This is a genomic window from Allofournierella sp., from assembly GCF_017889395.1.
Taxonomy (GTDB): domain Bacteria; phylum Bacillota; class Clostridia; order Oscillospirales; family Ruminococcaceae; genus Allofournierella.
In genome coordinates this window covers 1-20,091 of record NZ_JAGHKE010000034.1, presented here as the reverse complement: position 1 = coordinate 20,091, position 20,091 = coordinate 1, and the positions used below count along the sequence as shown (strand labels likewise).

The 20,091-nt window shown below is 59.8% G+C and carries 19 protein-coding genes; 4 read left to right on the top strand and 15 right to left on the bottom strand.

Going from position 1 to position 20,091, the window contains the following annotated elements; genetic code table 11:
• Positions 1-498 precede the first annotated feature (498 nt).
• Complete coding sequence (locus J7G73_RS06015; protein ID WP_087296091.1) at positions 499-876, top strand: PH domain-containing protein; 378 nt, start codon at positions 499-501, stop codon at positions 874-876.
• A gap of 101 nt (positions 877-977) precedes the next feature.
• Here J7G73_RS06015 and J7G73_RS06010 read toward each other — a convergent pair whose 3' ends face one another.
• The 6 genes from J7G73_RS06010 to J7G73_RS05985 are packed head-to-tail and all read right to left on the bottom strand — an operon-like array spanning position 978 to position 5,913.
• Positions 978-2,384 carry an aminopeptidase gene (locus J7G73_RS06010; RefSeq protein ID WP_291245606.1) on the bottom strand — a complete coding sequence of 469 codons (1,407 nt, stop codon included), beginning with the start codon at positions 2,382-2,384 and terminating at the stop codon, positions 978-980.
• Between the two features lie 3 nt (positions 2,385-2,387).
• Positions 2,388-2,984 carry a lytic transglycosylase domain-containing protein gene (locus J7G73_RS06005; RefSeq protein WP_367113956.1) on the bottom strand — a complete coding sequence of 199 codons (597 nt, stop codon included), beginning with the start codon at positions 2,982-2,984 and terminating at the stop codon, positions 2,388-2,390.
• Entirely contained in the window at positions 2,985-3,584 is a 600-nt protein-coding gene (gene coaE, locus J7G73_RS06000) for a dephospho-CoA kinase (protein WP_291245605.1), read from the bottom strand.
• Positions 3,581-4,600, bottom strand: a complete 1,020-nt coding sequence (locus tag J7G73_RS05995; RefSeq protein ID WP_291245604.1) for an L-threonylcarbamoyladenylate synthase — start codon at positions 4,598-4,600, stop codon at positions 3,581-3,583. Before J7G73_RS05995 ends, coaE begins: the two co-directional genes overlap by 4 nt.
• Before the next feature lie 5 nt (positions 4,601-4,605).
• On the bottom strand, positions 4,606-5,682 hold the full coding sequence (gene prfA, locus J7G73_RS05990) for a peptide chain release factor 1 (protein ID WP_291245603.1): 1,077 nt from the start codon (positions 5,680-5,682) through the stop codon (positions 4,606-4,608).
• Between the two features lie 45 nt (positions 5,683-5,727).
• Complete coding sequence (locus J7G73_RS05985; RefSeq protein ID WP_058965125.1) at positions 5,728-5,913, bottom strand: DUF951 domain-containing protein; 186 nt, start codon at positions 5,911-5,913, stop codon at positions 5,728-5,730.
• 158 nt (positions 5,914-6,071) lie between these two features.
• Between J7G73_RS05985 and J7G73_RS05980 the strand changes: the two genes are divergently transcribed.
• Entirely contained in the window at positions 6,072-7,025 is a 954-nt protein-coding gene (locus J7G73_RS05980; RefSeq protein ID WP_291245602.1) for a S1 RNA-binding domain-containing protein, read from the top strand.
• Positions 7,026-7,061: 36 nt separating this feature from the next.
• Positions 7,062-7,646 carry a DUF4364 family protein gene (locus J7G73_RS05975; RefSeq protein ID WP_087182262.1) on the top strand — a complete coding sequence of 195 codons (585 nt, stop codon included), beginning with the start codon at positions 7,062-7,064 and terminating at the stop codon, positions 7,644-7,646.
• Positions 7,647-7,735: 89 nt separating this feature from the next.
• Here J7G73_RS05975 and J7G73_RS05970 read toward each other — a convergent pair whose 3' ends face one another.
• The 5 genes from J7G73_RS05970 to J7G73_RS05950 all read right to left on the bottom strand — a co-directional run bounded on the left by J7G73_RS05970 (position 7,736) and on the right by J7G73_RS05950 (position 14,515).
• Complete coding sequence (locus J7G73_RS05970) at positions 7,736-8,326, bottom strand: sugar transferase (protein WP_087296084.1); 591 nt, start codon at positions 8,324-8,326, stop codon at positions 7,736-7,738.
• Positions 8,327-8,356: 30 nt separating this feature from the next.
• On the bottom strand, positions 8,357-10,234 hold the full coding sequence (locus J7G73_RS05965; RefSeq protein WP_087296083.1) for a nucleoside-diphosphate sugar epimerase/dehydratase: 1,878 nt from the start codon (positions 10,232-10,234) through the stop codon (positions 8,357-8,359).
• 344 nt (positions 10,235-10,578) lie between these two features.
• Positions 10,579-12,054, bottom strand: coding sequence for a stage IV sporulation protein A (spoIVA, locus tag J7G73_RS05960; RefSeq protein WP_087296082.1), 1,476 nt, complete (start codon positions 12,052-12,054; stop codon positions 10,579-10,581).
• Positions 12,055-12,072: 18 nt separating this feature from the next.
• Complete coding sequence (locus J7G73_RS05955) at positions 12,073-13,587, bottom strand: DUF3794 domain-containing protein (RefSeq protein ID WP_291245601.1); 1,515 nt, start codon at positions 13,585-13,587, stop codon at positions 12,073-12,075.
• Positions 13,588-13,864: 277 nt separating this feature from the next.
• On the bottom strand, positions 13,865-14,515 hold the full coding sequence (locus tag J7G73_RS05950; protein WP_291245600.1) for a thiamine diphosphokinase: 651 nt from the start codon (positions 14,513-14,515) through the stop codon (positions 13,865-13,867).
• A gap of 232 nt (positions 14,516-14,747) precedes the next feature.
• Between J7G73_RS05950 and J7G73_RS05945 the strand changes: the two genes are divergently transcribed.
• The gene (locus tag J7G73_RS05945; protein WP_291245599.1) at positions 14,748-15,227 is read left to right on the top strand and encodes a DUF2798 domain-containing protein; all 480 of its coding nucleotides are present in this window, start codon (positions 14,748-14,750) and stop codon (positions 15,225-15,227) included.
• A 97-nt stretch (positions 15,228-15,324) separates the two neighbouring features.
• Here J7G73_RS05945 and rsgA read toward each other — a convergent pair whose 3' ends face one another.
• The 4 genes from rsgA to rlmN form a co-directional block, all read right to left on the bottom strand.
• Positions 15,325-16,200 carry a ribosome small subunit-dependent GTPase A gene (gene rsgA / locus J7G73_RS05940; protein ID WP_087296078.1) on the bottom strand — a complete coding sequence of 292 codons (876 nt, stop codon included), beginning with the start codon at positions 16,198-16,200 and terminating at the stop codon, positions 15,325-15,327.
• Between the two features lie 104 nt (positions 16,201-16,304).
• A complete protein-coding gene (gene pknB, locus J7G73_RS05935; RefSeq protein WP_291245598.1) occupies positions 16,305-18,230 on the bottom strand; it encodes a Stk1 family PASTA domain-containing Ser/Thr kinase in 1,926 nt (641 codons plus the stop codon).
• Position 18,231: 1 nt separating this feature from the next.
• On the bottom strand, positions 18,232-18,972 hold the full coding sequence (locus J7G73_RS05930; RefSeq protein ID WP_291245597.1) for a Stp1/IreP family PP2C-type Ser/Thr phosphatase: 741 nt from the start codon (positions 18,970-18,972) through the stop codon (positions 18,232-18,234).
• Entirely contained in the window at positions 18,969-20,009 is a 1,041-nt protein-coding gene (gene rlmN / locus J7G73_RS05925) for a 23S rRNA (adenine(2503)-C(2))-methyltransferase RlmN (RefSeq protein WP_291245596.1), read from the bottom strand. Before rlmN ends, J7G73_RS05930 begins: the two co-directional genes overlap by 4 nt.
• Between the last annotated feature and the right edge of the window lie 82 nt (positions 20,010-20,091).

The following is a 20,091-nucleotide window of genomic DNA, read 5'->3' as shown; positions in this document are numbered from 1 at the left end:
GAACAGAAAAGCGCCCCCGATACAAGCAACATTCATTTTGCTCTGGAAATCACCAATTTTTCTACAAAACCAGCAATATTTCCAGATGTTAATCATTATAAATCTTTTTTTTATGCAAAGTCCATGTAATTTTTCCTATCCTCTTTTAAAAAAACGCTTCAAAAAATGCATGTTTTCCCCCTTGTTTTTTATCTTTCATGAGCCTTTCGTAAAAAGTGATCTTTCTTTTTTGTTCAACTTGACAACACGCTGAATTCGCACAAAAGTCCTCGGGATTTATATGATCGAATAAATTTTTAATTGCATTGCCCTGTCAGAACATTTTATTCCGTTTCCTTAATCAGCAATATTGCACTAGTTATGGAGCACAACGCAACCGAATTCTGTATTTCCTCTTTTGCGCCAGGCTCCCCTTCTTGACAGATACGGAAAAATATGGTAAACAGAAAGCAACGATTCCCCGTTTTCTCATCAACACCGGAACAGGAGGTTCTTTTTATGATCGATTTTAAAAATCCTACTGCTTACAAGCTCACCGCTGCCGATCCTTCCGCCTATCAGGCAATGCTGCAGCCCATGATGATCCCGGATGAAGAGATCATTCAGGCCTACAAGACGGTGCGGGATGCCATTGTATTCACCAACCGCCGTATTTTTGCCATCAATCTTCAGGGGCTGACCGGCAAAAAGAAGGACATTTCTTCCCTGCCCTACAGCAAGATCCAGGCCTTTTCGGTGGAGACTGCCGGTGTACTGGACATCGACAGTGAGCTGGAGCTCTGGTTCAGCGGCCTGGGTAAGATCCGGTTTGAATTCGCCGCCAAAACCGATGTGGGCGCACTGTGCCGCTGCATCAGCACCTACACCCTGAAATAAATCATTTTGCAGTCTCTTCTGTCCCATAACCAGACAAAAAGCAAGGGCGCTTCCCGCTTGGGGAAGCGCCCTTGCTTTTTGTTTTGCTGCGCAAAAGAAAATTACTCCTGCGCCTCGTTGAAGGCCTTGAAGGCCTTGTAAGCCATGTAGATATCCACCTTGGAGGCCAGCTCGAAGGGAGAGTGCATGCTCAGCACCGGCACACCCACATCCAGGGTGTCGATGTCGTGAGCCGCCACATACTTGGCAACGGTGCCGCCGCCGCCCTGGTCGACCTTACCCATCTCGCCCAGCTGCCATACCACGCCGGCATCGTCGAAGATGCGGGTGAAGTAGCTCACCAGCTCAGCGCTGGCGTCGTTGGCACCGCCCTTGCCGCGGGAACCGGTGTACTTGGCCAGGGCCACGCCCTTGCCTGCATATGTACTGTTCTGGGGCTCGAAGGCGCTGGAGAAGGTGGGGTCGTAAGCCGCGGTCACGTCCGCAGACAGGCACTTGGAGGCCTTGAAGCAGGTGATGCTGTCCACACCATGGGCAGCGCACAGCTGCTGCATGAAGTGGAACACATACATGCTGGCCAGGCCGGTGGGGCCGTCAGAGCCGATCTCTTCCTTGTCGGTCAGCACGCAGACGGTGGTGAAGGCGGGGTTCTTGGTCTCGATCTCCGCCACCAGAGCCGGATAAGCGTCGATGCGGTCATCCTGACCGTAAGCGCCCACCAGGCCGCGGTCAAAGCCCACGTCGCAGGCCTTCTGAGCGGGCACAGCCTCGATCTCGGCCCGGTTGAAGTCCCGCTCGGTGATGCCGTACATGTCGTTCAGCAGCTTCATGGTGAGCAGCTTGACCCGGTCCTTCACTTCCTCGTCCTCGTAGGGCAGAGAGCCAACCACGATGTTCAGCTCCTCGCCGGTGATGCCCTCGCTCAGCTTGCGGGCATTCTGGTCCGCGCCCAGATGGGGCAGCAGGTCGGTGATGCAGAAGACGGGATCGCCGGGCTTCTCACCGATGTTGATCTCCACCTTCTCGCCGTTCTTCTTGAACACAACGCCATGCAGGGCCAGAGGCAGGGTGGGCCACTGATACTTGCGGATGCCGCCGTAGTAGTGGGTCTGCAGCAGGGCCAGGTCGGCGCTCTGGTACAGGGGGTTGGGCTTCAGGTCCAGGCGGGGCGCATCCACATGGGCGATGTTCAGGTGCATGCCCTCGGCCATGCTCTTGGTGCCGATGGTGGCAGCCAGGATGCTCTTGGCACGGTTCACAGTGTAGATCTTGTCGCCGGGCTGGTAAGCCACGCCGGGCTCAAAGGGCTTGTAGCCCGCCTCCACCAGCATTTTCTCTGCATAGCTGGTGCACTCGCGCTCGGTCTTGCCCTCGTCCAGGAAGGTCTTGTAGCCCTCGCAGAAGGCGTTTGCCTTCTCAAAGGCATCGGCAGCGCTGTCCGCCGCCAGAGGTGCTTCGTAGAACAGCTCGTCGGCCAGCTGCTGGCCCTTGGTCTTTTCTTTGCTCATTGGTTATCCCTCGATTTCCACGCTGGAATACAGCGTTTGATATTTTTGGAACGCATGTGTGATCTTGTACACATACAGTTTCATCTGTTCATAGGGAAAGGTGTGCAGGATTTTTCCGTCGGCCGAATAGGCCTCCTGCTCCAGCAAACCATCCACAGTTCCCCAGCCGCTGTGATAGGCGGCAGCCGCGGTGGCCAGGTCGTTTTCGTAGCGGCTCAGGCAGGCGGCAAAATAATAGGAACCAAAGCGGATGTTGGTCTCCGGATCATACAGATCCTCGAATTCCAGCTCTTCTTTTGGGGCGATTTTGCTTTTGATCCACCAGAAGGTCTCCTCGGTGATCTGCATCAGGCCCCGGGCACCCACGTTGGACTCCGCCTTGGGGTCAAAGCCGCTTTCGGTACGGATCACGCTGTAGATCACCAGCGGGTCTATCTGGTTTTCCAGGGCGTACTGCTCCACCAGCTCCTGATATTTTTGGGGGTAGCGCGCCAGATCCAGCTTATGCAGCCCGGCGCGAATCAGCGGCAGCGCCAGCAAAGCCGCTGCCACAAGGCCCAGCATCAGTACAAGCAGAGCCTTGCCGTATCGTTTCAACAATCACATCCCACCTTTCAGGTGTTCCAGCACCCGGTCCGCCTGCTCCAGCAGGCTGGCCAGCGTGCCGTCGTTTCGGATCTCCCAGGCGCAGGCGGCCCGCAAGGTCTCCTCGCTCAGCTGGGCATCCAGCCGGCGGCGGGCAGACTCTTCCGAAATACCGTCCCGGGCACAAATGCGCCGGACCGATTCCTCCAGCGGTGCGCTCACCAGGATGATCCCGTCGCAATAAGGCTCAAAGGGTGCGCCCACAATGACCGCACCGTCTACAAAGAATACCTCCTGCCCCGCCTGCCGGGCCTCTTCGCCCTCCTGCAGCAGACGGCGGACGATCTCCGGGTGGGTGATACTCACCAGACGCTGGGAGCCATCCGGCCGGGCAAAGGCCCGGTCTGCCAGTAGGCGGCGCTGAATACCGCCCGCTTCATCCAGAATGTCCGCGCCGAACTGCTCCACCAGCAAAGGAATGCAGGCAGAGCCCGGTTCCAGCACCTGCCGGGCCACCAGATCTGCATCCGATACCCGGTAGCCCAAAGCCCGGTAATGGGCCGACACGGTGGATTTTCCGCACCCGGACCGGCCGGTGATGCCGATGGTCCTCATGCTTCCACCACCCGGAAGGCGGCGGCGCGCAGCAGCCGGTTATACACCGCCAGCGATACGCCGGTATCCGCCGGGCAGCGGGCAAACACCTGCTTTGCGCCCAGCTCATCCAGCCGGCGCAGAGCAGTGAACAGGGCGTGGGCCTGCTCGGCCCCGCTGTCCTGTGCGCCGTATTCCACACAGGGCACTGGCAGCTGCCCTGCCTCGCTGGTAAAGCACAGGCAGAGGGTATGCTCGGTCTTATGCTGCTCCACATAGGCGGCAAAAGCGGCCAAATCTCCCTTGACGATGGTCACCTCCGCCTTGGGGGCATAGTGCTTATACTTCATTCCGGGGGAGCGGGCGGTCTCCCCTTCCTTCAGTTTTGCCAGAATCGCACCGGACAAAACAACCGCTTCGCCCAGCACCTGCTCCATCTGTTCCTTGGTGATGTAGCCGGGGCGCAGCAGCACGGGGGTATCCCCCGCCAGGGTGATAACGGTGGATTCCACACCCACCTGGCAGTCGCCGCCGTCCAGAATCAGAGGAAGGCGGCCGTCCATATCGCTCATTACATAATGGGCGCAGGTAGGGCTGGGGCTGCCGGAAAGGTTCGCCGAGGGCGCTGCCAGAGGCAGTCCACTTGCCGCGATGACCGCCCGGGCCACCGGATGACTGGGCATACGGATGGCCACCGTGTCCAGACCGGCGCAGACCTCGTCCGCCACCTTGTCGCCACGGGGCATAATGATGGTGAGCGGACCGGGCCAGAAGGCTTCGGCCAGCTTTCTGGCTCCCTCCGGCACCCGGCTCACCAGACCATCCAGCATTTCCAGCCGGTCGATGTGAACGATGAGGGGGTTATCCTGGGGGCGGCCCTTGGCCTCAAAGATTTTCTTGACGGCGTTGCCGTCGAAGGCGCTGGCAGCAATGCCGTACACCGTTTCGGTGGGGATCGCCACGATCTCGCCCTGTTTCAGAAGCTCCGCCGCTTTGGCGATGGAGGCTTCGTTTGCTTTTTCCAATAAGGTTTCCATGGAACTCATTCCTTTTCTGCCGCTTTCAGCTTTTCCGCCTGATTGGCGGTGATCAGCGCATCCAGAACCTCGTCCAGTGCGCCGTCCATGATGCTGTCCAGCTTGTACAGGGTCAGCCCGATGCGGTGATCGGTGAGCCGCCCCTGGGGGAAGTTATAGGTGCGGATGCGCTCGGAGCGGTCGCCGGTGCCAACCTGGCTGCGGCGATCCGCATCGATGGCATCCTTCTGGGCCTGCTGCTTTTGCTGCAGCAGGCGGCTGCGCAGTACCTTCAGGGCTTTGTCCTTGTTTTTGTACTGGCTGCGCTCGTCCTGGCATTCCACCACCATACCGGTGGGCAGATGGGTCACCCGGATGGCGCTGGAGGTCTTGTTGATGTGCTGGCCGCCTGCGCCGGAGGAACGGAAGGTATCGATCTTCAGATCGTTCATGTCCAGCTCCAGATCCACCTCTTCCGCTTCGGGCATAACTGCCACGGTGACGGTGGAGGTATGGATGCGGCCCTGGGTCTCGGTTTCCGGTACCCGCTGCACCCGGTGCACGCCGCTCTCGAATTTCAGGCGGCTGTAGGCGCCCTCGCCCTGCAGCGAGAACACAATCTCCTTGATGCCCCCCAGCTCGGTCTCGTTCAGGCTCAGCACCTCGTAGGTCCAGCCCCTGGAGGCGGCATACATACTGTACATCCGGAACAGGCTGTGGGCAAACAGGGCCGCTTCCTCGCCGCCCGCGCCGCCGCGGATCTCCACGATCACGTTTTTTCCGTCGTTTTCGTCCTTCGGCAGCAAAAGCAGCTTGAGTTTTTGCTCCAGAGGCTCCAGCTTTTCCTTGTTTTCGGTCAGCTGCTGCTGTACCATTTCCTTAAAGTCCGGCTCCAGGCCGCCCTCGTCCAGCAGCTCCTTCGCCTCGCGGCAGGCTTCCTCGGCCTGCTCGTATTCGTCCATCGCCTCGATCAGGGGCGTGAGATTTTTGTATTCCCGCATCAGGTCCCGGAACAGCTTGTTGTCGCTGACGGTGGCGGGGTCCTGCAGACGGTGGTTCACCTCGTCGTAGCGAAGTCGCACATCGCGCAGTTTATCCAGCATGGGCAGTTTCTCCTTTTTTGTGAAAATACAAAGAAACGCCCGCCGCTATTCCTCGCCGCGCAGGATCTTTTTGATGTTTTTTTCGATCTTGGCCCGGGGCACCATGACCTCGCGGCCGCAGCCGGTGCAGCGGATCTTGAAATCCATACCCACCCGCAGCACATCGAAGCAGCTTGCTCCGCAGGGATGGGGCTTTTTGGTGAGGATCTGATCCCCAACGCGAACGTCCATAGGCGGCCTCCTTTTGTGTTTTTACGGCACACAGCCGTTAACTAATACATTATACCCTATCTTGTGGAATTTGCAAATATCCCGCCCGACGGGTGCATATATTTTTTTAAGCGGCCGCGGCCGCAATCTGAAACCAGTAGAAATGAGGATGAGGATTCATGGTGGAATATAAACCGGAGGGGCTTTGCCGCCCCGCATGCGAACTTAGCCCCTCTCAACTGGCCCAGGCGCAGGCTCAGGGTGAGGTGCTGCAGGCTACGGCTCTTGCCTTCGACCGTCAGCAGCGGCTGCGGCTGAATTTGAACGGCCAGCCCGCCTATATGGAGCATGACGACTGTGCCGACGGCATTGACTCCGGCCAGGTGCGGGAGATCGCGGTGCTCACCCGGGTGGGGCGGCCCACCTGTTTCGTAATTTTGGAAGCACCCGGGGCGGACGGAGCCTGGCGGCTTTCCCGCCGGATGGCCCAGCGCCGCTGCCGGGAGGAATATCTGGACCGGCTGCAGCCCGGGGACATCCTGCCCTGCCGGGTGACCCACATCGAGCCCTTCGGAGCCTTTTGTGATGTGGGCTGCGGCATCAGCGCGCTCTTGCCCATCGACTGTCTTTCGGTCTCCCGCATCCAGAGCCCGGCGGACCGGGTGCAGCTGGAGGAGGACCTGTTCTGCGTGATCAAAAGCCGGGACGATCAGGGTCGACTGGTGCTGAGCCTGCGGGAGCTGCTGGGCACCTGGGAGGAAAACGCGGGCCGATTTGCCGTGGGGGAAACGGTGGTTGGGATTGTGCGGAGCATTGAGGACTACGGCGTGTTCATCGAAATCGCCCCCAATCTGGCAGGCCTTGCCGAGCGCACCGAGGGACTGCGGCTGGGCCAGCCGGTGAGCGTTTACATCAAGAGCATTCTGCCGGATAAAATGAAACTGAAGCTGGTAATCGTGAACCGGGAGCTGAGCGAGCCGCTGCGCTTTGCCCTGCCCTACACCCGGACCAGCGGACACATTGATCGCTGGGTCTATTCCACCCCCTTCAGCCGCAAGCACATTGAAACGGAATTTGAATCTGAGGTGATGGCGGCCGCCGGGCCTTGCGCAGGTGAACAAATCCTTTTATAATAGTAACAGTACACCTAAGAAAAGGAAGTGTTTGCTGTGGCCGGAAATGCATTTACCTTTGGCGTAAAGCCGGGCGGCCTGACCGACCGCTCCCAGGTGAGCATCCTTTTGTGCTACCTGATTCGCACCGCCGCACCCCTGTGCCGGCAGGATATAGAAAACGCGCTGCTGGGCGAGCAGCTGGTGAATTATTTCGAGCTGGCCGGAAGTCTGGCCGACCTGGAGGATCAAGGTCTTGTTACCGTGGATGAGAACGGCGGCTATCACATCACCCCCAAGGGGATCTCGGTGACCGATGAGCTGGGCTTTGACCTGTTGCCCCGCAGCGTGCGGGAAACCGCCATTCGCGCGGTAATCCGGGCGCAGCAATGGGTGCGCAAGGCCGCCCAGCATCAGACCCAGGTGACCAAAACCGACCAGGGCTATGTGGTGCACTGCTCCATCAACGAGCTGGGCAGCGAGGTGTTCGGCCTTTCCTTCACCCTGCCGGACCCGCTGACCGCCGAAATGGTGAAAAACGCCTTCATCGAAAAGGGCAGCGAGATCTACGCTCTGCTTCTGGAGACGATGACCACCGATTCCGCCCGCCAGGAGGAGCCGGACAGTTCCACCAAGTGCTGACCTATCCCCTTTTGAACGAAATACAAATAATAAAACCGCCGCCGTGCATTTGGTTTTGCACAGCGGCGGTTTTCTTTGTTTTTGTAACCTCAGGGCTGCTTGCCTTCCACGATGCCCTCGTGGTGCAGCACGCTGCGGATGGTGCCGAAGAAGATCTTCACATCCAGCCCGAAGCTCAGGTGCTGAACGTAGTAGCCGTCCAGCTCCGCTTTTTTAGGGATGGGCAGCTCGTCGCGGCCGTGGATCTGGGCATAGCCGGTCAGACCGGGCACGCAGTCGTTGGCGCCATACTTGTCACGCTCAGCAATCAGGTCGTCCTGATTCCAGAGGGCAGGCCGGGGACCCACAATGCTCATCTCGCCCTTGAAGATGTTGAACAGCTGGGGCAGCTCGTCCAGGCTGGTCTTGCGCAGGAAATGGCCGATGGGGGTGATGAAGGCATCCGGGTTTTCCAACAGATGCGTGGGCATATCCTTGGGGGTATCGGTGCGCATGCTGCGGAACTTATAAATCTGGAAGTAGGTCTTGCCCTTGCCCACCCGCTTCTGGCAGAAAAGTACCGGCCCCGGGGACGAAAACTTGACGCACAGGGCCAGAATCGCCAGCAGGGGCGACAGCACAACAATGGCACAGAGCGAAAGCACCCAGTCAATCACACGCTTGATCACATTGCGATACATGAAACATTCCTCCTAGCTGGTCTCGCCTCATCAGGCGGGTTCCTGCCCACAGTTGGTCTTGTGGTGGAAGGTGGGCACCATGTCGATGAGCGCCTGCACCAGATTGTCGCTGTTGTTGGTGTAGGCGATCTGCTTCAGGGTCATCAGGTGATCGAAGAAGGTCTGGTTGTTCAGCTTGAGGGGCGCGCCGATGTAGATCTTCCGGTTTTCGGTTTTGCGCAGGCCCTCCTCGTCCATCAGCAGCTCCTCAAACAGCTTTTCGCCGGGGCGCAGGCCGGTGAAGACGATCTGAATGTCCTTGTAGGGAATGAAGCCGGAAAGCTTGATCAGGTTCTCGGCCAGATCCAGAATGCGCATGGGCTTACCCATATCCAGCACGAAGATCTCGCCGCCGGTGGCCATGGAACCGGCCTCCAGCACCAGGCTCACCGCCTCGGAGATGGTCATGAAATAGCGCACAATATCCGGGTGGGTCACGGTGACCGGGCCGCCGCAGGCGATCTGATCCTTGAACAGAGGGATCACCGAACCATTGGACCCCAGCACGTTGCCGAAGCGCACCGCCGCAAACCGGGTCTTGCTTCGCTGGGCCATGGCCTGCACGATCATCTCGCACACGCGCTTGGTGGCGCCCATCACGTTGGTGGGGTTCACCGCCTTGTCGGTGGAGATCAGCACGAACCGCTCGGCCCCGTACCGGTCCGCCGAGCTGGCCACGTTGAAGGTGCCGAACACATTGTTCTTCACCGCCTCTTCCGGGCTGTCCTCCATCAGAGGAACATGCTTATGAGCAGCGGCATGGAACACGATCTCGGGGCGATAGTGCTCGAACAGTGCATCCATCTTTTTGGAATCACGCACCGAGGCGATCTGCACCTGCAGATCCAGCTTATCGCCGTATTTGCGGCGCAGCTCCTGCTGGATGGCATAGGCGCTGTTTTCGTAGATATCCACCAGGAGCAGCTCCTTGGGCTCACAGGATGCGATCTGGCGGCACAGCTCGGAACCGATGGAACCGCCGCCGCCGGTGACCATGACCCGCTTGCCCCGCAGAAATTCCGCGATCCGCACCGACAGCTGCACCTCTTCCCGGCCCAGCAGGTCTTCCACTTTTACATCGCGGATACGGGAGGCAAGGTCCTTGCCGTCGGTGATCATCTTCACAATGTCCGGCAGGATCTTGATGTTGCACTTGGTCTTGTTGCAGATGGACAGCACCCGGCGTTTGTTTTCCTCATCCATGGTGGGGATAGCCAGCAGAATGCTCTCGATCTCACATTGCTCCACGATCTCGGGGATATCTTCGGTGGTGCCCATGATCTGGATGCCCATGATGTATCGGCCCTGCTTTTCCGGCGCGTCGTCCACGCAGCAGATGATGTTCATGTCCGGGCTGGGCTTTTTGAACTGCTCATGCAGAAGGGTGCTGGCCGCGTCGCCTGCGCCGATGAGTAGGGTGCGGCGTGCCTTATGGGCGCCCTTTTTGCCCAGCTTCACATTCCGGTACATCCGGTACACCAGGCGGGAGTACATGGTCACACCCGCCGAGAACATGGCACTGAGGAAATAAACGGAGACGGGCACCTGACTTCCCGTTCCCTGGAAGATGAGCAGTGAGCTGGCCACAAACAGGAAAATCGCAATGGCCGAGCCGGTACACAGCCGGAAGAATTCCACCACCTCGGCGTAACGCCACAGGCTGTCGTACATGCCCATCAGGCCGTAGACGATCTCGAAGCAGCAGACGAACAAAAAGCAGCTGGCCACCAGCAGGCTGGAATACTGCGCGTAGGGCGCGCGGCCGCTGATCAACACCCAGGGGGCCAGATAGCAGACCGTGAGAGCGCAGATGTCGAACAGCATCAGAATCTGCTTGCGGAATCTGCTCAGGATCGCACCGATCTTCATTGACAAATTCTATCACCAAACTTTGTTTTTGTTTTCAGCCGGACCCCGGGCGCGACAAATAGTGCCCTGCCGGCAATCCACAGGACACCATGCCCCATTGTTCCGAATAGCACCATGACCCTGGTAAAACAAAATGCCTGTCATCCGGCACGACACCGCCCCGACCGGGCGGCAAAAAGGCGCAGTGCTACCCCTTGTTTTTCTTGTAATTTTACACTATTTTCACCAAAGAATCAATGTTTTCGCAGCTGATTTGCCTCATTGGGATTAGTTTGCACCGTTTTTACACAAAAAAGCCGCCGTATTTTGCCGATACGGCGGCTTTTTCCCGAAAACCATTTTTGTCACAAAATAATACAGATCAGTCCGGTGCAGCCCTCGTTGATCACCCGCTCCAAAGTCTCCTGCAGGCGGGCACGGGCCTCCTGGGGCATGTGCAGCAGCTTGTTCTGCAGCCCCTCGTTCACCAGCTCATGCAGGCTTTTGCCGAAGATGTTGGACTGCCAGATCTTCAGCGGGTCCTGCTCAAAGTCGTGCAGCAGGCTGACCACCAGTTCCTCCGACTGCTTTTCCGAGCCGACGATGGGCGAAATCTCGGTGTTGATGGTGGCCTTCAGCAGATGAATGGACGGTGCGCTGGCCCGCAGCCGTACCCCATAACGGCCACCCTGGTGCACGATCTCCGGCTCCTCCAGCCGAAGCTCGCTGATGGTGGGCATCACGATGCCGTAGCCGGTGGCCTCCACCTGCTCCAGCGCGCTGCGAATCTTCTCGTACTCCCGCTTGGCCCGGGCAAGGCCGATGATGCAGGGCATCAGGCTGGCCTCGTCGCAGATCTCCAGCCCGGTGGTCTCGCCCAGCACCTGATAGAAGATCTCCGGCCGCAGCTCCAGCTCCAGCACCACCCGGCCGGTGGCCAGCTCCAGCGAGCGGATGCGGGAGGTCTTCAGCGCCTCGCACTGCACCGGGTCCTCCCGGCAGGCCACGTCCTTCATCTGAGCCACCGAGTCTGCGTATTCCCGGGCCGCCGCGTAGACCTGCTGCTGCAGCCAGTGGTCCGGCTCCAGCATGGTGATCCACTTGGGCATGGCGAAGGCGATCTCCTTCACCTCGAACTCATAGAGCACGCTCTGCAGAATCTTACCGATAGCCGCCCGGTCCAGGTCCAGGCAGCTGACCGGGATAACAGTATGGCCATACTCCTGCTCCATCTGCTGGGCCAGCTGGTACACATCCGGCTTATGAGGATCCACACAGTTGAGCAGAATCACAAAGGGCTTGTTGATCTCGTCCAGCTCGGCGATGACCTGAGCCTCCGCCGCCTGGTATTTTTCCCGGGGAATGTCGCTGATGGAGCCGTCGGTAGTGATGACCAGCCCGATGGTGGAATGCTCCCGGATCACCTTGCGGGTGCCGGTCTGGGCAGCCTGGTCGAAGGGAATCTCCTCCTCGAACCAGGGGCTCTTCACCATGCGGGGCTTTTCGTCCTCCTCATGGCCCATGGCCCCCTCCACCATGTAGCCCACACAGTCGATGAGCCGGGTCTTGAAGCTGCCGCCCCCCTCCAGCTCGATGGTGACGGCAGTCTCCGGGATGAACTTGGGCTCGGTGGTCATAATGGTGCGCCCTGCGGCGGACTGGGGCAGTTCGTCCCGTGCCCGGTTTTTCACCGCCGGGCTGGTAAGCTGGGGCAGCACCAGCTCCTCCATGAATTTTTTGATGAAGGTGCTCTTGCCGGTGCGCACCGGGCCCACCACACCGATGTAAATATCGCCGCCGGTACGGGCTGCGATGTCCTTGTAAACGCCCTGGGTTTCCATTGGATTCCTCCCCTCCTTTCACATGCTGGCCGGCACCAGCAGCCGGGTCGCCTGGGTGATGCGGGTGTCCTCCAGCTGGTTGCTTTTCAGCATGGCCGCCGGCGACACATGGTACCGTTTGGCGATTTCGAACACATCCTCGCCGGGGGCTGCGTAGTAGATGCGCAGCGCGATGTCCGGCTCCGGCTGCTCCAGTGCCTCGCCGCACTCCACCTGCTCCAGCGCTGTCTGCCAGCTGCGCTTGAACACCAGACCGTCCAGCCGGATGCGGGCGCTCAGGGTCATCTCGGCTCCGTTCTTGCGCACATCGATGTCGGTGACGGTAGGCCAGCACTCGCAGCGGTACTCCTCTGGACTGCCCGGCCAGGGCGGACTGAGGGTGTATTCAAAGCTCTTGTCGTAGCAGTCGATCTCGCCCAGCGAGTTCATACAGAACACATGGGCGCTGGCCCGGCCACTCAGCTGAACCCCCTGCCCCACAGCACTCAGCTCCGGCAGGCCGGGCAGTACAAAGCAGTGGATGATCTGGGCTTCTTCGTCCGGCAGCGCGCCGCCGGTCTGGGCTTCGCACTCCTGGCTGAGGGTCTGGAACAGCTGCTCGGTGAGGATGCGCTGGCTGCTCACCTGAGTCTCGTACTGCGTAGAGAAGGCATCGCTGACCAGATAGCACTCATTTTTGCGCCATACCCGCAGATGCAGCGCTGCGGTGGCGGTGATGGTATGCCCGTTCTCCTGGGCCGCAGCCATCACGGTGCAGCCGGTGAGCTCGGCGGATGCAAAGCACTCGCTGTCCTCCGGCACGCCCTCCAGATCCAGGATCTGATTGAAGGGTACCCGCTGTTGGGTCTGCTCCATCTGGTAGCCGGGGCCGGTGCGGTACAACAGGCTCACCTGGATGGCGCCTTTCACCACTGCCTTGCCGGAAATCAGCTTCACGTCCTCCACCTGGCCCACTCCGGCCACATCCAGAATGGCCTGGGGCGGCTGGGCAAACTGCAGCTGCTCCTCCGCGGTAATCATCTTGTCCAGACTGGCCAGACACTTGACGCCCTCCACCGATTCCATCCGCTGCTCGATGCCGCAGTCCGCCAGGGCGGTGATCACCTCCTGATCGGTGCGGCAGGCCACCCGGGCGCTGAGGGCATAGGCCCCCCGCAGGTCCACACGGCGCTGGTTCACCGCCCGGCAGTTCAGATATTCCAGCTGGCCGCCCACCTGAACGCTGTAGCCGGAATAATCCCCCTCCGGCAGGTCCATGGCCCGGGTGAAGGGCAGCTTCTGTTCCGTCTGGCACAGGCTCTGGTCCTCCTCGGCCTGATAGTACACCACACACCGCAGGTAGCCGTCCACGGTAAGGCGGCCGGCCGTGATCTGTTTTTGCAGCGGCACCAGGTAGACGAAGCATTTTATGATCTTGAACACCTGCGGCAGATAATCCGGAATAAGGATCTCCGCCTCCACCGGAAGCTCTGCCTTGGTTTCGCACAGGCTCCCCATGGCGGACAGCGAGTCCCTGAATACCTTCAATTCCATTTTTTCGCCCCTTTCGCGCGTTTCTAGTCCCATGTATATGCGCGCGGTGGGCAAGCCATACCCCTTTTTGCAGACAAAAGGCCCGCCGTCTGGTTTTTCCAGGCAGCGGGCCCTCTCATCGGGTTGGATTCAGTTTTCCTTTTTGATTTTAAACAGCGCCCGCAGCACTCCTGCCAGGCATTTGGGACTTTTGACCACGATTACTTGCATTGCCGCTTCCCTCCCTTGTGGCTGATGGTTTTGCTCCAGTATATCCATCCTCCCCGGGATTTGTGCATCAGTAGTCCAGTTGGTGGTCCTTTTTGGTGCGGATCACCAGCAAAGCGCCCTCTCGTACTGTGATGGTGGCGCCGCCGGGCATAGTCTCATTGCTTACCCCCAGCGGAAAATCCACCGTGGTGAGAGTGGCATCCTCCAGCGTGTACTTAGCCCCCCGCTCGCACACTCCCTCGGCCCTGCCCTCCAGCGGCAGTACCGAGAAGTATTCCTCCGGCTCATAGGGCAGCTCCAGGCTTTTGCCGGGCATCAGGTAGCAGAGCAGACTGTCCTCATCAGCCAGCATTACCTGTACACCCTGCTTTTCCAGCCACAGGCCGGTGCCGATGTTGGCCAGCGTATGCTCCAGCCGGTGTCCGCCCAGCGCCCCCAGCATGAGCACCTGGGAAAACCCCTTTTCTGCCGCCAGCTTGGCAGCATAGTGGGTGTCCGTGTCGTCCTTGACCCGGGGCAGCACCACAGCACCGGTCCCCTCCGGCTCGGGTGCGCTGTCGAAGTCCCCCAGGATCACATCCGGCTCCCGTTCCAGTATCTGCCGGGTGCTCCGGTAGCCCCCGTCGCAGGCGATCAGCCAGTCGCCGGGCCGCAGCAGTTTCTTCATGGAGGGTGCAAGCGGTGCGGCCGAGACGATCACGCATCGTGTTTGCTGCATACGATTCTCCTTTCCGCGCCTCCCTTTGGGGCGGCAGAGCTTACGCCTGATTGTACCACACTGCCGCCCGGGATGCAAACCGGCCTTTGCATTTTGCCAAACGCAGTGATATAATAAAGCCAAACAGAAAACTGCCATGAGTCTGGCACAATAGAAATAAGTCGTTACGGCGTAGTCTATTCATCCGATGGACTGGGCCGTTTTCTTATTTTTAAGAAGGAGTGTTTCTATTATGCCGAAGACAAAACTGGAAGAACTGGTGTATGGTCTGCTGATGACCCTGTTCATGGTACTGGCCATGGAGCTGTACAACACCGGCCTGCGTATGGGCGGGCTGACCAACGCGGGTATTCTGGCCGCATTGCCGGAGACGCTGATCATCTTTCCCATCTGCTTTGTGATGGGCTTCTGCTTTGTGGACCGGTTCGCTCCGCGCATTGCCTTCCGGCTGGTGGACCCGGCGGTGGACCGGCCTGTTTTTGTGATTGTGGCCCGTGCCAGCATCACGGTGGCTTTCATGTGTCCCATTATGAGCTTCTGGGCCACCGTGATTTTCAAGCGACCGGGATGGGAATTTGTGCCCTGCTGGCTGCAGACCGTTGCCTGCAACTTCCCCATGGCGTTTTTCTGGCAGATCTTTTTCTGCGGACCGCTGGTAAGGTTTTTATTTCGTTTGCTGTTCCGCCGGAGCAATCCTGCTTCTGCGGAATAACTTCCACCTGCTGCCTTTCTTTTCAACAAAACGCCCCGCGCCTGTCAAAAACGGCAGACGCGGGGCGTTTTTTATTTGATTGCTTTCCCGAAAGCCGTCAGCGCAGTTCCCAGTCCTTGATGTCCTTCACTTCGTCGTACATGGCGGCGTAGCTGTCGTACCGGCTCTGGCTGATCTTGCCCTCCTTCAGGGCCTCCAGCACCGCGCAGCCCTTTTCGGCCCGGTGGGCGCAGCCGGTGAACTTGCACTCATGCACGTAGGGTGCAAATTCCGGGAAGGCGTACTGCAGGTTCTCCTTGGGAATGTAGCAGGCCTTGCCGGTGTCCAGGCTGGCAAAGCCCGGGGTGTCGGCCACATAGCCGCCAAAGGCCTCGAAAATCTCCACCTCACGGGTGGTGTGGCGACCGCGGCCCAGCTTCTGGCTGATGGAGCCGGTCTGCTGGGCAAGGTCGGGCAGAAGGGCGTTGAGCAGGGTGCTCTTGCCCACGCCGGAGTTGCCGCAGAAGGCACAGAGCTTGCCCTGGATCATGGCCTTGATCTCCTCCAGTCCGCCGCCGGTGGCGTGGTCTACGATCACCACCGGCAAAGTGGACAGCGCATAGGCTTCCATCAGCTTTTCGGTGCTGGCCAGATCGCCCTTGGTGAACACCAGCACCGGCTGGACCTCCTTGTCCACCGCGATGGCGGTGAGCTTATCCAGCACCAGGGTGCTGGGCACCGGCTGGGTGGTGCTGGCCACGATAAACAGCACATCCAGATTGGCAATGGGCGGCCGTACGAATACGTTGCGGCGAGGAGCGATCTCAGCAATCACATTGCCGCCGTTCTCCACCTCCACCGTGACCCGATCGCCCGCCACCGGGGTAATGCCCCGCTTGCGGAAGATACCCTTTGCCTTGCATTCCAGCAGCTCATCGCCGCACTGCACATAGTAGAAACCGCCGATCCCTTTTTTGATATATCCTTCCGGCATAGTGAATTCCTTTCCCCGTTTGCTTGGTTCGTGCCATTGGAAAGAGCCGGGCCGCAGATTTACGGCCCGGCCCTCATGTTATGTTACATTCGTTTCCGGCAGGATCAATCGTCTCCGTGCTCCTGCTGGTGCCCCTGATTGGCGCTGTTGCCATTGTTGCCCTGATCCGGAGTTACCACCACCGGCGGCATAGTCGCGGCCGGAGTGGGTGCAGGCGTAGGTTCCGGGGTAGGCTCGGGCGTGGGTTCCGGGGTCGGTTCCGGCGTGGGCTCCGGTCCCAGAGACACGGTGTAGCCCACCGTGGTGTTGATGCGCACCAGCGCGCCCGACTCGTAGGTCTGGGCAATCACGCGGCCGGCCTCGTACTCGCTGCTGTAGGCTTCGGTGCGGGTACCGGTGCGAAGGTTGCTGGCGGTCAGCGCCTTCTGTGCGTCCGCCTCGGTCAGGCCGATCAGCTGGGGCACCGAGCGCTCCAGATCCACCTTCTTCTGGCTCACATACATGGTCACGGTGGAGCCGCTGGCCACCTGCTCGCCGTTGGCAGGATCGGTGCGGATCACGCTGCCCTCGGGCACGGTATCATCCGCCTCATTGATCCGGCGGACCTGCAGGCCCTCGTTCTTCAGAGCCTCCTCCGCTTCGGCTGCGGTCCAGCCGTTCACCGAGGGGATGTTCACATACAGGGTACCGATGCTCACCTTCAGGGTGACCTTCTGGCCCTCCTTCACGGTACGGGGACCGCGGGGCGACTGGCTGATGATGATGCCCTCTTCGGTCTCGCTGCTGTTCACCATCTCAGCGGTCAGACTGAGCTTGTCATTATACTGGGCTTTTACTTCCTCCCAGTTCATGCCGGTGAAATCGGGCAGCTCCACGTCTTCCTTGCTGCTGAACAGAGGATTGGTGGAGTTCGCGAAGATCATAAAGCACAGAATGGCGGAGCCCAAAGCGAAGGCCGTGGCCATGCCCGCCAGCACCGGCAGCAGACCGATGCGCTTTTTCTTCTTTTTCCGGCTCTGGGTACCCGTGGGGCGGCTCTGAGCACTGCGGGAAGCCTGCTGGCTGCCGGTGCGTGTGGAACGCTGACCGGTGCGCCGCGGCTCGTTCTGACCGGAGCCGGGTCTGCTTTGTTTAACCACCTTGTCAATATACCTCGACGGCGAATCCTCAGTTAAATACTCATACTCAAACCGGATGCTGGGGTTACGCTTGAATTCCTCAATGTCCTCCAGCATGGCGCGGGCGCTGGGATATCGCCGGTTCGGGTCCTTCGCCATGGCCCGGGCGGTGATGTCCTGCAGTGCCTGGGGCACATCCGGTGCAATCTGCCCCAGAGGGACAGCCTTGTCTGAAATCTGCTTGATGGCCACCGAGACCGCGTCGTCCGATTCAAAGGGCAGCTTGCCGGACAGCATCTCATACAGCATGATGCCTACGGAATAGATGTCTGCCTTGGCGTCGGTCACGTCGCCCTTGGCCTGCTCAGGGCTGATGTAGTGCACCGAACCGATGGCCTTGTTGCTCACCATCTGGCTCTCGGCGCGGGAGAAACGGGCGATGCCGAAGTCCATGATCTTGACCTTGCCGTCGGCCAGCAGCATGATGTTCTGGGGCTTGATGTCCCGATGGACCACGCCTTTCCGGTGGGCATGATCCAGTGCATCCAGAATCTGCTCGGTGAAATGCACCACCTCTTTCCAGGTGAGGGGCTCGCCCCGCCGGGTCATGTACTCCTTCAGGGTGATGCCGTCGATGTATTCCATCACGATGTACTGGAGCTTGTCGGTGACCGACACGTCGAACACCTTCACGATGCCCGGGTGGTCCAGAATGGAGATGGCCTTGGATTCATTCTTGAACCGGTAGACCAGCTCCGGATTCTCCAGAAATTCCTCCCGCAGGACCTTCACCGCGATCACACGCTGGTTTTTCAGGTCCACACCTTTATAAACGTTGGCCATGCCGCCCACGCCCACCAGTTCCTCCAGCAGGTAGCGACCGTCCAGCTTTTTGCCTATCAGTTGATCCATCTCAGTCCTCCGTTTGCTCTACCTCGATCAGCAGGGCGGTGATGTTGTCCTGCCCGCCGGCCTGGAGCGCCTGCTCCACCAGCCGCCGCGGCACCGTGAAAAACGGATTGTGCTGGATGATAGCCAGCAGCTGACCATCCGGCACCACGCCGGAAAGCCCGTCGCTGCACATGAGGATCACGTCGCCGGGCTGCGCAGGCATGCTGGAATAATCCGCCTGCACACCGGGCTCCACCCCAAGCGCCTTGGTGATGAGGTTTTTGTGAGGGTAGTTCTCGGCCTCCTCGGTGGTCAGCCGCCCTGCCTCCACCAGCTCCTGTACCATGGAATGGTCCCGGGTGAGCTGGCTGATCTGCCCGTCCCGGCACAGGTAGGCGCGGGAATCGCCCACGTGGGCCACGTGCAGAGTGTCGTGCCGCACCAGGCAGCACACAGCGGTGGTGCCCATCCCCTTATTTTCCGGGTGGGCCTGGGCCTCGTTGTAAATGGCCCGGTTGGCCTGAGTGACGCAATGCATCAGGAAGGCACGCTCCTGACCCTTGGGCAGGTTTTTTAAACCGCTTGCAAAGCAGGACTCCATGGTATCGGTGGCGATCTGTGCCGCCAGCTGACCCGATGCCGCGCCGCCCATGCCGTCGCACACAACGGCCCAGACGGTGTCGTCCGGCAGGCGGGCGGCCCGGTAATTGTCCTGATTTTCATTGCGGCAGCTGCCGATATCGGTTTTGCCGGCCAGTTTCATGGCTGTTCCTCCTTTGCTGCCTCCCGCCGCAGCTGGCCGCAGGCGGCGCTGATATCGCTGCCCAGGCGGCGGCGCACGGTGGCGTTCACCCCTAAATCGGTGAGCATGTTCTGGAATCGCTTCACGTTCTCCGCGTCGGTGGCGGAGTAGGGGCTGCCGTCCACCGGGTTGATGGGGATCAGGTTCACATGGGCCCCCATGCCCCGGATGAGCTTCGCCAGCTCCTTGGCGGTGGCAGGGCTGTCGTTCACGCCCCGCACCATGGAATATTCAAAGCTGATGCGTCGGCCGGTGACCTTCTGGTAGCGGCGGCAGGCGGCGATGAGCTCCTCCACCGGGTATGCGTCGTTCACCGGCATCATCTGGCTGCGCATGGCATTGTTGGGCGCGTGCAGCGAGATGGACAGGGTGAGCTGCAGCTTCTTTTCCGCCAGCTTGTCGATCTGGGGCACAATGCCGCAGGTGGACAGGCTGATGTTCCGCATGCCGATGTTCACGCCCTCGGGGCTGGAAATGATGGTGAGAAAATCCATCACATTGTCGAAGTTGTCCAGCGGCTCGCCGATGCCCATGAGCACAATGTGAGAGATGCGCTCGCCGATGTCCTTCTGGGCGGCGTAGATCTCCGCCGCGATCTCCCCGGCCTCCAGGTTGCGCACCCGGCCCGCCTGGGTGGAGGCGCAGAACCGGCAGCCCATGCGGCAGCCCACCTGGGTGGACACACACACGGTGTTACCATAATTATAGCGCATTACCACCGTCTCGATGCAGTTGCCGTCCGCCAGGCGGAAAAGATATTTCACGGTTCCGTCCTTGGACTGCTGCCGCCGCTGGATAATGGGAGCCGCAATGTAGTACTCCTCTTCCAGCTTTGCCAGCAGCGCCTTGGGCTGGTCGGTCATGGCCGAAAATTCGGTGACCAGCTTCTGGTGCAGCCAGTGAAAAATCTGTTTTGCCCGGAAGGCGGGCTGGCCCATGGCCTTCAGCCGCTCGGCCAGCTGCTCAAGGGTGTAGGATGAGATACAGGTTTTCTGCATGGTTCACAACTTCTCCATAATGGCAATGAAAAATCCGTCCGGCCCGGCCTTGCCCGGCAACAGGGTCAGCATGCCGTCCTCC